We start from the raw sequence: 15067 nt of genomic DNA, 5'->3' as shown, positions 1-15067 counted from the left end.
AAAACGATGTCGACCGCGAACCGAGAAACCCCTCGCCCTGCCGCCGGCCGCGCCGGCATAAAGAAGGAGCTGCCCACCCATTTCAAGGACTACCGGCACGTCTGGGTCTTCATCGAGCTCGAACGCGGCCAGGTCCATCCCGTATCATTCGAGCTGCTCGGCGAAGGCCGCAAATTAGCAGACAAGCTTCAGGTCCAGCTTGCAGGCGTCGTGCTCGGACCGCCGGGAGAGGCCGTCGGGAACGCCGTTGCCGAAGCATTCGCTTATGGTGCTGACCTTGTCTACATCGCCGAGGCGCCCCTGCTCGCCGACTATCGGAACGAGCCTTTCACCAAGGCGATGACGGATCTGGTCGATACCCACAAACCCGAAATCCTTCTTCTCGGTGCCACCACACTCGGCAGGGATCTTGCCGGCTCCGTGGCGACGACCTTGCAGACAGGGCTCACGGCCGACTGCACCGAACTCGATGTGGATACCGACAGTTCGCTCGCCGCCACGCGTCCGACTTTCGGCGGTTCCTTGTTGTGCACGATCTATACGCTCAATTTCCGCCCTCAGATGGCGACAGTGCGGCCAAGGGTCATGCCCATGCCGCAGCGGACGGATAAACCGGTCGGGCGTGTCATCCGGCACAAGCTCTCGCTTGCCGAGGACGAGATCGCTACCAAAGTCCTCGGCTTCCTGCCGGACAATCAGTCGGCAAAGGCAAACCTTGCCTATGCCGACGTCGTGGTTGCGGGAGGCCTTGGTCTTGGCGCGGCGGAGAACCTGCAGCTTGTGAAGAACCTCGCGCGAGCAATCGGCGCCGAGCATGGCTGTTCGCGCCCGTTGGTCCAGAAGAGCTGGATGCCAGCTGATCGGCAGATCGGCCAGACTGGCAAGACCATCCGGCCGAAGCTTTACATAGCGGCCGGGATTTCCGGCGCCGTCCAGCATCGGGTTGGCGTCGAGGGGGCGGATCTCATCGTGGCCATCAACACCGACCCGAACGCGCCGATTTTCGATTTCGCTCACCTCGGAATCGTCACCGACGCGATCCGCTTCCTGCCCGCACTGACGGAAGCCTTCACGCGGCGGCTGTCGCCCCACAGTCGCGATAAGCTTGCGAGCTAAGGGACGGACATGATCGAGGAAAACTTCGACGCCATTGTTGTTGGGGCAGGCATGTCCGGAAACGCAGCTGCTTACACCATGGCCAGCCATGGCCTAAAGGTGCTGCAGTTGGAGCGCGGTGAATATCCGGGCTCCAAGAATGTCCAAGGTGCCATCATGTACGCGAACATGCTGGAGAAGATCATCCCGGATTTCAGGGACGATGCGCCTCTCGAGCGGCATTTGGTTGAACAGCGGCTTTGGGTGATGGACGACACATCCCATACCGGGATTCACTATCGGTCGGACGACTTCAATGAGGCCAAGCCCAACCGATACACAATCATCCGTGCCCAGTTCGACAAATGGTTTTCGCGTAAGGTGCGCGAGGCCGGCGCGACGGTTCTGTGCGAGACGACCGTGACGGAGCTCATCCGTGACGCCAAGGACAGGGTGGTCGGCGTCCGCACAGATCGGGCCGGCGGAGCCATCTACGCGAACGTGGTCGTTCTCGCAGAAGGTGTCTGCGGACTGCTTGGCACGCGAGCCGGCCTGCGCCAGATGCCGAAGCCACAAACCGTGGCGCTCGCCGTTAAGGAAATGCATTTCCTGCCCGAAGAGGTCATTGAGCAGCGGTTCGGCGTCAAGGGCGATGAAGGCTGCGTGATCGAGGCGGTGGGCACGACCTCCCGCAGCATGGCCGGGCTCGGCTTCCTCTACACCAACAAGGAGTCGATCTCACTGGGCATTGGCTGCCTCGTCTCCGATTTTGCCGCGATGGTCGAGAGCCCCTACGTTCTCCTTGATGCCTTAAAGAGCCATCCTTCGATCCGGCCGCTGATCGCCGGCTCGGAAGTGAAAGAATATTCCGCACACCTCATTCCCGAAGGCGGCTACAAGGCTATTCCGCAGCTGTTTGGCGATGGTTGGGTCGTGGTCGGCGATGCCGCGCAACTGAACAACGCCATTCACCGCGAGGGTTCGAACCTCGCCATGACCTCCGGCCGCATCGCGGCTGAGGCAATCATCGAGGTCAACAGCCGCAACGCTCCTATGACCAAACGAAATCTCGCTCTTTACAAAGCCATGCTGGACAAGTCCTTCGTGGTCAAGGACCTAAAGAAATACAAAGATATGCCGGCCTTGCTCCACACCAATTCCTGCAATTACTTCACAACTTATCCGCGGTTGATGTCGCAAGCCGCGCAGAACTTCATGCGTGTCGACGGCACGCCGAAGATCGAGAAGGAAAAGGCGACCACGGCGGCCTTCATCAAGGCGCGCTCGCGTTGGGGGCTGGTCAGCGACGCGGTCCGCCTTGCATTGGCGTGGCGCTGAAGGGAGACGAAATGACGATCGCAGTGACAAAGTCACGTGTCGAGGACAAGCTTTACCAGAACCGCTACTTGGTGGATTCCGGCCGCCCGCATATCAAAGTGCGACCGCACGAGAGGCCAAGCGCGAACTTGCTCGCGCTTACCCACGTCTGCCCGGCGAAATGTTATGAGTTGAACGACAAAGGTCAAGTGGAGATCACTGCTGACGGCTGCATGGAGTGCGGCACCTGCCGGATTTTGTGTGAGACCAGTGGCGAGATCGAGTGGAACTATCCACGCGGCGGTTTCGGAGTCCTCTTCAAATTCGGATGACCGACGCACGCACGTATTAAGAGGGTTGATCTTGATACAGTTTAGGTCTCGCCCAACGCCAAGTCTATTTTCTTTGCTTCGATCGTCGCTTTGACGAAGAGAAGCTCATGAATACTGTGCTTTCAGAATTCAGATAAAAAAGGAGGAGCACTCTGGACGACAACCCCTGAGGTGTTTCCATGACCCACGGACCGCAAGATCGGGTCGACGAGGTTGGACCTCGGGAGACCCGCCCTGAACCGCCCATCAAAAGCATGCCCCAATCAGATATCGCGCTCAGAGGACTCTACGAGATATCGAAGGTGCTGACCGCCCCCAGCGAGCTGGAGATTACGCTCGCCAATGTCGTGAACGTCCTGCCTTCATTTCTGCAGATGCGTCACGGAGCAATCGTCGTCCTGGACGCTGAAGGAGAGCTGGAGATTGCCGCGACTGCCGGCAATACCCACGTACGTCAATCAGGCACTCGCCGCGTCATACCACAGGCCGTAACAGATCAAATCGTCGCTACGGGGACGCCGCTCTTCATACCGGACGTGCGCAAGTCCCAACTATTTCAGGCTGACCTTCAAACGTCTTCGAGCATCGGAACCATCCCAATTGCCTTTATCGGTATCCCGCTAAAGGCTGATCATGATATCCTTGGGACATTGTCGATCGACCGCGCCGGAGACGGCGCCACCGACTTTCGCGACGACGAGGACATTTATTTCCTGACGATGGTCGCCAACCTTGTCGGCCGGACCATCCGCCTCCATCGCGCCCTGAGTACAGATCGTCAGCGGTGTGGCCATGAGCAATCGGGACCGGAGAAATCGCCCAACGAGGGGAGGACCTACGACCCTGCCCGGCATGCGGATGCCAAAATCGACGGGATCATCGGGGAAAGCCCCGCACTCAAGCAGGTGCTCGAAACCGTCTCGGTCGTAGCAGGGACCAATTCCACCGTGCTTCTTCGGGGTGAAAGCGGCACCGGCAAGGAATTCTTTGCGCAGGCCATCCATAAGCTCTCACGTCGGAGGAAGAAGTCTTTCGTCAAATTGAACTGCGCCGCACTGTCTGAAAGCGTTCTGGAGTCAGAACTGTTTGGGCATGAACAGGGCGCTTTCACGGGTGCTATCTCCCAGCGCGCCGGTCGTTTTGAATTGGCAAATGAGGGAACGCTGCTACTTGATGAAATCGGCGAGATTTCGCCGGCCTTTCAAGCCAAGCTGTTGCGTGTCTTGCAGGAAGGCGAGTTGGAGCGAGTCGGCGGCACCAAAACGCTACAGGTCGACGTGCGCCTCATATGCGCCACCAACAAGGACCTGGAGACGGCCGTCATAAAAGGGGAGTTCAGGGCCGACCTTTATTACCGCATCAATGTCGTGCCAATTATCCTGCCTCCGCTCAGAGAGCGAACCGGCGATATTCCACGCCTTGCGAACGCCTTCCTCAACCGGTTCAACAAGGAGAACGATCGCGCACTAGCCTTCGCGGCGCCGGCGCTTGACCTGATCTCGCAATGTTACTTCCCTGGTAACGTCCGCGAGCTGGAGAACTGCGTCAAAAGGACGGCCACACTTGCGCGCTCAAGGACGATCACTCCATCCGATTTCGCCTGTAAGAAGGGCCAGTGCCTTTCCTGGCTCCTCTGGAAGCGAGCCGACCGCTCGAATGGCGGCAATGCCATCGACGATCTCGCACGGGTCAACGCAGCGCCGGTCGGATTGCGGCTGCCGGCCAGTTGCATCGGTGCCTCCGCAGGCAAGATATCTCCCTTTACGGCAGGCGATCCGAACGATCCCACTTGTCCCCCGCGTCTGGCGGAACGCGACCGGGTGATCGACGCGATGGACAAGGCCGGTTGGGTTCAGGCCAGGGCGGCTCGTATCCTCGGGCTCACGCCGCGGCAAGTCGGCTACGCCCTGCGCCGGCATGGTATCGTGGTGAAGAAATTCTAGACGTCGTGATGACGTCAACCGTAAGCAGCCCGGAGTGGTCTCGTTCACACTTTGCGCGCCCAAGGCTGGTAGCCTCGCGACCCTATTTGCGTGTCCACTGTCGTAAGCCCGACAAAGGTGTGTCGGAGCAATCCGAAGGAATCTGACACGACAAGCCTATTCGTGAACCGAAACAGCTCTTTGAGCTGGCATAGCTCTTGCGCTTTGAACTGCGACATCACGCAGCAACGGAGCCGTTCATGTCTGCACCGGCAATTTCGCTTGAGAGCCTCAGCACGACATTCGGTGACCAGTTGCTTGGCACCATGAAACCCGGTGGCTGCGCGTCATCCTGCGGCTCGTCGACAAAGCCCGACGACACGGATCCGGCTGTCTGGGAGAAGATCAAGGATCACCCCTGCTTTTCAGAAGAGGCGCATCACTATTTCGCGCGCATGCACGTCGCGGTCGCGCCGGGCTGCAACATCCAGTGCAACTACTGCAATCGCAAATATGACTGCGCCAACGAAAGCCGGCCTGGGGTGGCCTCTGAAAAGCTGACGCCCGACCAGGCGCTACGCAAGGTGATCGCGGTCGCCAGCGAGGTGCCGCAGCTTTCCGTGCTCGGCATCGCCGGACCGGGCGATGCCTGTTACGACTGGAAGAAGACGAAGGCGACCTTCGCCAGGGTCGCCAGGGAAATCCCAGACATCAAGTTTTGCATCTCCACGAATGGGCTCGCGCTACCGGACCATGTCGATGAGCTTGCCGACATGAATGTCGATCACGTGACGATCACCATCAACATGGTCGACCCTGAGGTCGGTACAAAGATCTATCCTTGGATCTTTTACGACCATCGCCGCTACGTCGGCCTCGAAGCCGCCCGGATGCTGCACGAGCGGCAGATGTTGGGCCTGGAGATGCTGACCGCGCGCGGCATCCTCACCAAAATCAATTCGGTGATGATTCCTGGCGTGAACGATGAGCATCTGATCGAGGTGAATAGATGGGTCAAGGAGCGAGGCGCGTTCCTGCACAACCTCATGCCGCTGATTTCGGACCCGGCGCACGGCACGCATTACGGACTGAGTGGGCAGCGCGGCCCAAACGCAATGGAGCTGAAGGCTCTTCAGGATCGTCTCGAAGGCGGCGCCCAGTTGATGCGCCACTGCCGGCAGTGCCGGGCAGATGCCGTCGGCATGCTTGGCGAGGATCGTGGCCAGGAATTCAGGGCCGACCGGATTCCCGGCGAGGTCACCTACGATGCCAGCAAGCGTAACGCCTATCGGGAGCTGGTCGCGCAGGAGCGCCGTGATCACGTGGCGGCCAGAAGTGAAGCGATCGGATTGGTCAAGGCAGCGAGGCCCGGCAAAGCCGTCCTCTTCGCGGTGGCGACCAAGGGCGGCGGCCGCGTCAACGAACATTTCGGCCATGCGAAGGAATTCCAGGTTTACGAAGCCTCGCCGAGAGGGATCAGCTTTGTCGGGCATCGCAAGGTGGAGAAGTATTGCCTCGGCGGCTTGGGCAAGGAAGCCGCCCTCGGTGGCATCGTCGCAGCCCTTCAAGGCATAGATATCGTGCTGTGCGCCAGGATTGGAACTTGCCCGCAGGATCAGCTCGCGGACGCTGGAATCAGAGCCACCGACGCTTGTGCCCATGACTATATCGAGACGGCAATCAGCGCGATTTACACCGCCGCGTCAGGGGCCCCCGCACTCGCGGCGACGGCCTGAGCTGTCTCATCCATTCGGACCAGGAGTTAAAATGGCTTTCAAGATCATCGCATCCCAATGCACCCAATGCGGCGCCTGCGAATTCGAATGTCCTTCCGGCGCGATCAAGTTCAAAGGCGAGAGCTACGTGATCGAGTCACAGAAGTGCACCGAATGCGAGGGGGTCTTCGATGCGCAGCAATGTGCCTCGGTATGTCCGGTGCCGAAGACCTGCGTTCCTGCGTGACCACATGGGCTGCCGACATGGGCGGGGCTGCCTACGCAGGACGCCTGCAACGCCTTGTTCACAACCTGCAGCCGCAAGAGAAATCAGGGAACGGACATGTCGCTCGGACGCGAAGAGGAGATCGAAATCCGCAGGCCTCCACGATTCATGCCGGGAGAGCGGGTACGTGCCACTCGCCACATAAAGAATGACGGCACCTATCCTGGCAGGGAGATCGGCGAAAATCTCGTGCGCAAGGGCGACGAGGGATATGTGCGCGACATCGGCACCTTTCTCCAGCAGTTCTTCATCTATGCGGTCGAGTGGATCGACCGTGGCACCGTCGTCGGCATGCGAGCGCGTGAACTGATGAGCCTCGAGAAAGCCGAGTCCTGCAGTGCTGAAAGCAATTCCAATGAAGGGACGGCCAGATGAAAGTCATGATCCGCAGGACCGATGCTGGCTTGTCGGCGTATGTCCCCAAAAAAGACCTCGAAGAGCCGATCATCAAGCTTGAGAAGGAAGAGTTGTGGGGCGGAACTATCACGCTCCGGAACGGGTGGCGGCTCGTCTTACCCGATCTCCCACGGGATACGCGTCTGCCGATCACTGTCGAGGCAAGGAAGGTTTCCGAAGAGGACTGATGCTGCCGCTAAGTGCGTCGCGAGGAAACGAGCATGAATACGATCCTGACATCGGGCCACCTTGTCATAGTGCGGGACAGTTTTGCCGATAAGCTGCTTGACCTGGCGAAGGCAGCGCTCGCCGCCGATGAGGTGATCCCCTATCTCGGTCCGGGTCTTCTTGGGTTCAACTGTGCGGAACCGCCTGTGCCGCATACTCCGGAGGTCGTTGCCGCGGCACTCAATGCACGGGCGCCCGCCCCTTCCAGGATCCGCACCAATATGTGGTCGGTTGCGCAGTTCATCGAACAGCGCCGGCATCGCCGGACGCTTCAAGCTTGGATGACCGAGATATTCGCAGCGCCGGTGAGGCCAACCCTCCTCCACGCCTGGCTCGCAAGGCTGCCGCTCTCCCTCATCATCGACAGCTGGTATGACAGCGCGATGCGCACGGCTCTCGTGGAGACCGGCCGAACGGACGTCGTTGAGATACAAGGCGTCACGCGGGCGAACGAAATCGGCAACATTTGGACAAAAACCTACGATTTGTCCGGGAGGGAGCTCGACGCCCGATCGGGGGCAAAGACGGTCCTCTATGCACCTCACGGGAGTAGTAGGCCCTCGCAAAACTTTCTCGTCGCAGATTCCGACTATGTCGAAGTCCTGACCGAAATTGATATCCAGACACCTATCCCTGACGTGGTGAAGGAACGGCGCATCACCCGTGGATTTTTCTTCGTTGGCTGCCGCTTCAACGATCAAATGCTGCGCACCTACGCCAGACAGATCATGAAGCGCTCCCGCGGTCCCTATTGCACCGTAATGGACGCGGAAACCCTGACCAGAAACGAAGCGCGTTTCCTTGCGGCAAGCGGAATCACGGTGATCGACATGCCACTTAGTCAAGCGGCGGCTCGGCTTCTGGGAACGGGCAAGGCTGCAGGTTGTGGACAGGATTAAAATGGCGGTCGCCTTTGATGATGCGTCCTTCGGCTTTCCTCGAAGGCGCAAAATGCAGTCGGGAATACACCCGTGAACAGTGATGCTGTCGGCAGCGCAACGGACGCTCTGAATTCGTTGACCCATGTTGAAGCGGCGCGCTGGGGCCGGGATTTGAGTACGCTGTTGCGCATAACGCGTATGAATTTTCGGCATCCCTGGCAGGTCGCCTTCGCTATGGGCTCGACGATCATGGCGGCAATCCTCCAGTTGCTCATTCCCCAGCTTCTCGGCCGGGCTGTCGACCAGGCCCAGACAGCCATCGGGGGCGGTGTCGCCGGGAGCGCGGCAGGACAAGCGCTCTGGACCCCGGCTCTCCTGCTGCTCGCCGTCAGCGCGCTACGCGGCCTTTTCACGATGGCGCAGAACTATTTTGCCGAAGCCGTCGGGCATCATGTCGCGTACGAACTGCGGCTCGCCTACTACGACAAGATCCAGCGTCTCAGCTTTTCCTTTCACGATCGGGTCCATTCAGGCGATCTGATCACCATCGGAATGCTCGATCTCCAAGGCGTGCGGATGTATTTTTCCACCGCGCTCGTTCGCGTGGTCCTGCTCACCATGCTGATCGGGATCGGCGCTTACATGATGATCTCGATCGATCTCATGCTCGGCCTGGTCGCGCTGAGCTTCGTGCCTTTTGTCGCCTGGCGCTCATCGACCACACAGCTTAGGCTGCGCGCCACCTGGCTCGACCTCTATGAGCGCCTTTCGGTACTAAGCCGCGTGATGAAGGAAAATCTCGCAGGCATCCGCGTGGTCCGCGCTTTTGCGGCTCAATCCTATGAGATGCTGAAGTTCGACCGCGCTTCCAAGACCGCGCTCGGCCTCGCCAACGATCTCGTTGACATCTACGTACCCAGCACGTCGGCGATGACCTTGTCCTTCTTTTTCGCAATGGGATTGGTGCTTTGGATCGGTGGCAACAAGCTCATCGCTGGCGAGATCAGCGTCGGAACGATGGCGACCTTCCTGACCTTCATGACCATCCTGCAAATGCCAGTCCGCCAGATCGGCCTCATGGTCAATGCCTTTGCCCGCGCTTCCAGCTGCGGTTCGCGGCTTTTCGGTCTCCTCGATCAGGAGATCACGATCAGGGATGCTCTCGAGGCCAGACCGCTTGAGATAAGCGACGGCACTCTGCGCTTCCACAATGTCTCATTTGCGTACCCCAATGTCGAAAACCGCGCCATTCTGAAGAACCTCAGCTTTGAGGCCCGGAGAGGCGAGACGATCGCGATCGTCGGTCCGCAGGGTTCCGGCAAATCGACGATGGCTCATCTGATCCCCCGCTTTTACGACGTGACCGGTGGCGCCATCACGTTGGACGGCCAGGACATACGCAATGTCACCCTCGAGAGCCTTCGCAAGGCGGTTGCCGTTGTACAGCAGGATGCGTTCCTGTTCACCACCACGATCGAGAACAACATCGCTTATGGCGACCCCTGGGCGAAGAGACAGCGAATTGAACGCGCTGGCGAATTCGCCCAGCTCCACAACTACATCCTCGGGCTCCCAGCAGGGTATGAGACGGTCGTGGGCGAACGCGGCGTCTCTCTCTCTGGCGGCCAGCGCCAGCGTCTCACGATTGCTCGCACCATGATGCTGCGCCCCTCTGTCGTCGTTTTCGACGACTCGATGGCCGCGATCGATGCCGGCACCGAGCAGCGCATTCGCGCGGCGACGCGGCGCTTCGCCAAGGATCGGGTGACGATCATCATCGCGCACCGGCTGAGTGCGCTTCTGCATGCCGATCAGATCCTTTTTGTCGATAACGGCGAAATCGTAGAACGCGGCACGCATGAAGAGCTTCTGGCGAAGCGGGGACGCTACAGGGCCCTTTACGATCTCCAGACGCGCCCAGGTGATAGCATATGACCCAGTATGGGGGCGCCCGCTGATGGACCAGGGCCCCGGCGAACTCGAAGCCGAACGTGACGACGGCAGACGCCCTCCGCGCGCGGTCGTCGGCTCGCACCGGATCGAGGAGGAGATGTTCGGCCGGGCTTTCGACAAGAGCATCCTCCGCCGGATCTGGGGCTTCGTCCATCCCTATCGGGCAAAGGTATTTGTCACGATTGTCGCGATGTTGATCTTCACCGGGACGCAGCTTCTCATCCCCTTGATCATCCGCTACGCGATCGACCAGGGCATGAACCCGGTAGCGAGCGATCGCTCAGCCCAGCTTGCGGCCGTCGGCGCGTTCCTTTCGGCGATTTTGGTCAATTTCGCCGCCGGTTACATGCAGGAAACCTTGGATGGGAAAATTGCCGAAACTGTCCTGTTCGACATCCGCCGCGCCATGTTTGGCCATCTGCAAAAGGTTTCGCTCTCGTTCATGGACAAGACTGAGGTCGGACGTCTGATGTCGCGCCTGCAAGGCGACGTTAACTCCATACAGGAGTTCCTGGAAACCTCGGTATATTCCCTAGGCGATGTTGCGCTTCTCTTCGGCATCGTTTTCGTAATGCTGTGGCTCGACTTTCGCCTCGGCCTCCTGACGCTGTCGGTTCTGCCGATCCTGGTGATCGTCCGCATTGTCTGGCTGCCGCGTGCCCGCGACGCCTTCATGGCTGCACACGAAACCAATTCAGTCGTCAATGGCGCGCTGGCCGAAGCCATTCACGGCGTGCGGACCATACAGTCGATGGATCGCCAGCAGGTGAATTTCATTCTTTTCGACGACCGGGCCCATGCCAACCTCAGGACCCAACTGATCGCTGCCAGATATGCACTGGTCATGGTGCCTATCGTCGATGGCCTCACGGGCCTCGCCTTGGCCGCCGTTATTGTGGTCGGCGGCTCGATGGTCGTGAATAGCCGTATAGATGTGGGCGTGTTGGTAGCCTACCTGTTTTACATCCAGCGCTTCTTTGACCCGATCCGCTCACTCACCTTGCAATATTCGATCATGCAGCGCGCCATGGCCTCAGGCAAGCGCCTGACCGATGTGCTCGATGTCAAGATCGATGTTCAGGACAAACCCAATGCCGAGGTACTTTCGCCCGAAATGGACGGCTCGGTCGAGTTTAGGGACGTCACATTCGGCTACGATCCGAACCGTTCGGTTCTGAAAAATGTCTCCTTCAGGGTCAATCCCGGCGAGACGGTCGCACTGGTCGGACCGAGCGGTTCTGGCAAATCGAGTGCGATGGCCCTGGTCCACCGCTTCTATGATGTTCAGCAGGGTCAGGTGCTGGTCGGCGGGCATGATGTGCGCGACCTCACCCAGGAATCGCTCGGCCGCCAGGTCGCCATGGTGCTGCAGGAGCCATTCCTGTTCACCGGGACGGTCTTCGAGAACATTCGATACCAGAAGACGGAAGCCACGCGCGACAAGGTGATCGAGGCGGCGAAGGCGGTCGGCGCGCATGACTTCGTCATGAGCCTCGCCGACGGGTATGAGACCCAACTTGGCGAACGCGGCGACAACTTATCTCTCGGCCAGCGCCAGCTTATCAGTTTCGCCCGCGCCCTCGTCGCTGACGCCAAGATCCTCGTGCTCGACGAAGCGACCGCCAACATCGACAGCTATACGGAATTGCAGATTCAGAAGGCTCTGATCAAGCTGCTTGAAGGGCGGACTGGCCTCGTCATCGCCCACCGTCTCGCCACGATCCGGGGGGCCGACCGCATCATCGTGCTTCAGAATGGCCAAGTTGTTGCGACTGGCAACCACGATGAGCTAATAGCTATGGGCGGCCTGTATTCCAAACTCTACTATCTCAACTACGCCTCCTTCGACGACATCCCCGAACACGAGACCACCGTCCAAGCTGGCTCCCAGACCTGAGTTTTTGGCGGCCTTGTGGTAGTGGCGTTGACTTTCGGGCGTGTCGGCGGACCACTCAGGCACCGCAGACGGCCAGCAGGCAGCATTCAAGGACAAGCACTCCTCGCAGTTCGTGAAGACCGGCTGCGAACGATTTCCTCCAGCATCGTATCCCGACCGCGGTGCACCCCATCATCGGGCGAGCTCGCTCCTGGTGGTGGCTGGGCGTAGCAAAGCCGCTCGCGAGCGCGCCCTCAACAGCGCCGAAGCGAGTGGCGGCTTTGCTACCGCCGGGCCGCTGATGAAGCTGGAGGCGCCGCACCGACGCCGCCCCGGGCGAGAAGAACCTCTGCGGCGGGCTATGGGCAACGGCTAGCGCGAGCGCGACGAGCAGACGCGTGCCTGCATTGTGACGCGCTCGGCCATCATCTCCTTAGGATCATGCAGGTTCACAAGATGGCCCAGACGCCAGCCAACGCACAAACCTGGTATTCTGTGCCGCCGGCTCGTCGTCAGTTTGGCCTCCCTCCCGATTGCCCGTCCCCACCACGTGCACGCTAGAGCACGTGGATGTGAGGGAGCGCTGTACAACGATTCAACCTCAGACTGCGAATTTCATGGTCAGCCAAATCGAGCCATGATTTCGGATTGAATGTTCGTCGCAGTGTACAGGGAAGCATCTAGCGGCAGATTTCCAAATGCCAGTTGACAAAGCAGGTAGTTGGCACCTGCCACTTCCAACTGACCTAACAGAGCTTTTCGCACAGATTCTGCTGATCCTACCACGCACAATTCACTCTCGACTGCCGCATCGAAGGTCAGCGGCAGGTTTGGTGGAGTGGGGATAGCGTTAAGCTCGTAAAGGAATTGGAAGCTCTTGAGCCAGCGTTCGTAAGCAGGTGCCGCGAGCGAATAGGCATGTGTGTCACAACGCCCAACCACGACCATGCGGAGCAATCCGATAAATTGCGCCTGATCCCCCGCGCCAGCGTTGTCCTCTCGATAGGCGCGGAACGCATCAGTAGTTTTGCGAACAGAAGAGGAAGGTCCTACACACGCGATATTGGTTCCATTCGCAGCCGCCCAAGCTGCGGACTCGGGTCGATTGGCAGCAACCCATGTCGGCGGATGTGGACGCTGATGAGGTCTTAACGTCAAAGGAACGTCATTGAGATCAAAATGGCGGCCTTGATAGCATAGCGTGCCGACCTTCATCGGATTAACAAGTATTTCCATGAGGATTTCGCTGGCTTCGGCATAACGGCCCGGCACCGCGTCCGCACCAATCCCGAAGTAGCCCAATTCGATCGGGAGAGCACCGCGCCCTATGCCCAGTTCGAGCCTGCCACCGCTCAACTGGTCCAGCATACAGATCTCTTCGAACGCACGCAGCGGATGATAAAGCGCAAGCAGCATCACCAAGGGTCCGAGACGCAAGCGCCGGGTGCGCTGGGCGACGCTCGATAAGAACAGATTCGGCGATGGACCTCTCCCATGGGGAGTACAGTGATGTTCTGCGAGATGATAGGCATAGAACCCTAGCTGATCGCACGCCTCTGCTAATATCAGGCGATCTTCGTATTGCCGACCGATGTCGCGGCCATCCTCGTCCAGATGATCGAAGATGCCGAACGCTAGGTTTGAAGGAAAGACGTTTGTCACTCGATAAGTCCCCGATTTTAAAAGGCAGGCTGTTCTCTTGCTGGGATGACCAAGCAAGTCGGAAGAGATGTGTGTGATCGCCGATTTGCGTCAGCGTAACGAAGAAGCAGAGCCTGACGCTTCCCTGCCCTTGGAGCTTGGCACCATTAAGCTTCCAGCAATGTCGCCAGCGGCAGCAAGAAATGCATCCATCTGCTCTTTTGTGCCGATGCTGACGCGGATGCAGTGTTCCAAGCCTTTGTCCGGAAAAAACGCGACAAGTATCTTTTGCCTTTCCAATGCTGCTTGCCACCATGAGCCGTCCTGTCCCGCGGGCACACGGGCCAGCAAGAAATTTGCGCGGGAGGGCGTTACGGAAAATCCGAGTTGCGACAGCGCGACTGTCACTCGCTCTCGTTCATCCTTGATGTGCTTGTGGTTCTCTGCGTAGGCGCCGCGATGCGCAAGCACGCTGATACCAACGGCATGCCCGATGACGTTCATGTTGAAGACGTTCTGGATGTTTCGCAGCCTGCCAATAATTTCAGGGTGACCGAAACCGAAACCGACGCGAATGCCGGCGGCGGCATAGCTTTTCGAGAATGACCTCAAGATCAGAACGTTCGGATACTGGTTGATGAGGCGCAGGCCATGATCGGGTGCAAAGTCGACGTAGGCTTCATCAAGGACAACCAAGCGGTCCGATTGTGCTACGAGGCGTTCGATATCGCTTATCGGGAGGAATGTTCCGGTCGGATTGTTTGGATTGGCCAACATAATGAACTTGGCGTCTTTTGCCGGACCGGAAAGCAATTGCTCCATTGGCAGGGAATGAGCTTGACATCCGACTTCGAGAAACTCGGCGCCCTGAATCATGGCAAGTTTGCGGTTGAACGAAAACCCTGGCGACATCATCGCAACCTTATCGCCAGGCGCGAGGAAAGCTCTGTAGATGAGTCCGAGCAGTTCAGACGACCCGTTGCCTGCGATGACCTGATCCCTGGAAACGCCATAGGTGCTGGACGCCGCTTCCCTCAAGCTGATGTTATCGTCATCCGGATATAGATACTGGCACTTGAGAGCCGCCACTGCACTTTGCATTATGATTGGCGGCAACGGAAACGGGTTTTCATTCGTATTCAGCTTGACAAAATTTCCGTCCGGCGCCGGTCCGTTGGACGGCAGAGCATCTAACTGTCGCGTCACTGGCGGAAGAGCCGAAAGCACAGTTTGCAGTTTTGCATCGGACATATTTTAACTCCGTTTCATTCACCAGGGGCATCCGTATGAGCTCGCAACGAGAGCAACATGGCGGACAGGATTGACGATGGAAGCGTTGCCTCTCACACGATGGTCGCAACGCAGACACGGGAATTCGGCCAGGCTGTCCTCGATGAATCGAGTGGAAGCGGACGCGGACCTGCA

13 protein-coding genes are annotated in these 15067 nt (G+C 58.9%); 11 read left to right on the top strand and 2 right to left on the bottom strand.

From position 1 onward, the window contains the following. Positions 1-6 precede the first annotated feature (6 nt). The 11 genes from NKH52_RS02655 to NKH52_RS02605 all read left to right on the top strand — a co-directional run bounded on the left by NKH52_RS02655 (position 7) and on the right by NKH52_RS02605 (position 12022). Positions 7-1116, top strand: a complete 1110-nt coding sequence (locus NKH52_RS02655; protein ID WP_352657253.1) for an electron transfer flavoprotein subunit alpha/FixB family protein — start codon at positions 7-9, stop codon at positions 1114-1116. 9 nt (positions 1117-1125) lie between these two features. Then, the gene (locus NKH52_RS02650; protein ID WP_023813709.1) at positions 1126-2433 is read left to right on the top strand and encodes an FAD-binding protein; all 1308 of its coding nucleotides are present in this window, start codon (positions 1126-1128) and stop codon (positions 2431-2433) included. An 11-nt stretch (positions 2434-2444) separates the two neighbouring features. Beyond that, on the top strand, positions 2445-2744 hold the full coding sequence (locus NKH52_RS02645) for a ferredoxin family protein (protein WP_023678245.1): 300 nt from the start codon (positions 2445-2447) through the stop codon (positions 2742-2744). 179 nt (positions 2745-2923) lie between these two features. Further along, positions 2924-4687 (top strand): nif-specific transcriptional activator NifA, encoded by a 1764-nt coding sequence (gene nifA, locus NKH52_RS02640; protein WP_434221478.1) that lies wholly within the window; start codon positions 2924-2926, stop codon positions 4685-4687. A gap of 239 nt (positions 4688-4926) precedes the next feature. Beyond that, complete coding sequence (nifB, locus tag NKH52_RS02635) at positions 4927-6402, top strand: nitrogenase cofactor biosynthesis protein NifB (RefSeq protein ID WP_352731169.1); 1476 nt, start codon at positions 4927-4929, stop codon at positions 6400-6402. Between the two features lie 31 nt (positions 6403-6433). Beyond that, positions 6434-6628, top strand: a complete 195-nt coding sequence (locus NKH52_RS02630) for a 4Fe-4S dicluster domain-containing protein (protein ID WP_023672218.1) — start codon at positions 6434-6436, stop codon at positions 6626-6628. Positions 6629-6724: 96 nt separating this feature from the next. Beyond that, a complete protein-coding gene (locus NKH52_RS02625; RefSeq protein ID WP_023736294.1) occupies positions 6725-7042 on the top strand; it encodes a nitrogen fixation protein NifZ in 318 nt (105 codons plus the stop codon). Further along, positions 7039-7251: a putative nitrogen fixation protein NifT gene (gene nifT / locus NKH52_RS02620; RefSeq protein WP_023813715.1), complete on the top strand. Its 213-nt coding sequence runs from the start codon at positions 7039-7041 to the stop codon at positions 7249-7251. Before NKH52_RS02625 ends, nifT begins: the two co-directional genes overlap by 4 nt. Positions 7252-7284: 33 nt before the next feature. Further along, complete coding sequence (locus NKH52_RS02615; RefSeq protein ID WP_031213722.1) at positions 7285-8190, top strand: SIR2 family NAD-dependent protein deacylase; 906 nt, start codon at positions 7285-7287, stop codon at positions 8188-8190. 72 nt (positions 8191-8262) lie between these two features. Further along, complete coding sequence (locus NKH52_RS02610; RefSeq protein ID WP_352581812.1) at positions 8263-10107, top strand: ABC transporter ATP-binding protein; 1845 nt, start codon at positions 8263-8265, stop codon at positions 10105-10107. Between the two features lie 22 nt (positions 10108-10129). Beyond that, positions 10130-12022 (top strand): ABC transporter ATP-binding protein, encoded by a 1893-nt coding sequence (locus NKH52_RS02605; RefSeq protein ID WP_352657244.1) that lies wholly within the window; start codon positions 10130-10132, stop codon positions 12020-12022. Positions 12023-12622: 600 nt separating this feature from the next. Here the strand turns inward: NKH52_RS02605 and NKH52_RS02600 are convergent. Both NKH52_RS02600 and hisC read right to left on the bottom strand, forming a co-directional pair. Continuing rightward, the gene (locus NKH52_RS02600) at positions 12623-13663 is read right to left on the bottom strand and encodes an LLM class flavin-dependent oxidoreductase (protein ID WP_352657241.1); all 1041 of its coding nucleotides are present in this window, start codon (positions 13661-13663) and stop codon (positions 12623-12625) included. Between the two features lie 90 nt (positions 13664-13753). After that, positions 13754-14893: a histidinol-phosphate transaminase gene (hisC, locus tag NKH52_RS02595; protein ID WP_352657238.1), complete on the bottom strand. Its 1140-nt coding sequence runs from the start codon at positions 14891-14893 to the stop codon at positions 13754-13756. Between the last annotated feature and the right edge of the window lie 174 nt (positions 14894-15067).

The organism is Mesorhizobium sp. M1066, from assembly GCF_040318635.1.
Lineage (GTDB): Bacteria > Pseudomonadota > Alphaproteobacteria > Rhizobiales > Rhizobiaceae > Mesorhizobium.
This window is presented reverse-complemented; position numbering and strand designations above follow the sequence as displayed.

Bases quoted from the DNA above. Each gene is read 5' to 3' on its own strand.
- NKH52_RS02655 (WP_352657253.1), top strand. From the start codon at position 7: ATGTCGACCGCGAACCGAGAAACCCCTCGCCCTGCCGCCGGCCGCGCC.
- NKH52_RS02650 (WP_023813709.1), top strand. From the start codon at position 1,126: ATGATCGAGGAAAACTTCGACGCCATTGTTGTTGGGGCAGGCATGTCC.
- NKH52_RS02645 (WP_023678245.1), top strand. From the start codon at position 2,445: ATGACGATCGCAGTGACAAAGTCACGTGTCGAGGACAAGCTTTACCAG.
- nifA (WP_434221478.1), top strand. From the start codon at position 2,924: ATGACCCACGGACCGCAAGATCGGGTCGACGAGGTTGGACCTCGGGAG.
- nifB (WP_352731169.1), top strand. From the start codon at position 4,927: ATGTCTGCACCGGCAATTTCGCTTGAGAGCCTCAGCACGACATTCGGT.
- NKH52_RS02630 (WP_023672218.1), top strand. From the start codon at position 6,434: ATGGCTTTCAAGATCATCGCATCCCAATGCACCCAATGCGGCGCCTGC.
- NKH52_RS02625 (WP_023736294.1), top strand. From the start codon at position 6,725: ATGTCGCTCGGACGCGAAGAGGAGATCGAAATCCGCAGGCCTCCACGA.
- nifT (WP_023813715.1), top strand. From the start codon at position 7,039: ATGAAAGTCATGATCCGCAGGACCGATGCTGGCTTGTCGGCGTATGTC.
- NKH52_RS02615 (WP_031213722.1), top strand. From the start codon at position 7,285: ATGAATACGATCCTGACATCGGGCCACCTTGTCATAGTGCGGGACAGT.
- NKH52_RS02605 (WP_352657244.1), top strand. From the start codon at position 10,130: ATGGACCAGGGCCCCGGCGAACTCGAAGCCGAACGTGACGACGGCAGA.
- hisC (WP_352657238.1), bottom strand. From the start codon at position 14,893: ATGTCCGATGCAAAACTGCAAACTGTGCTTTCGGCTCTTCCGCCAGTG.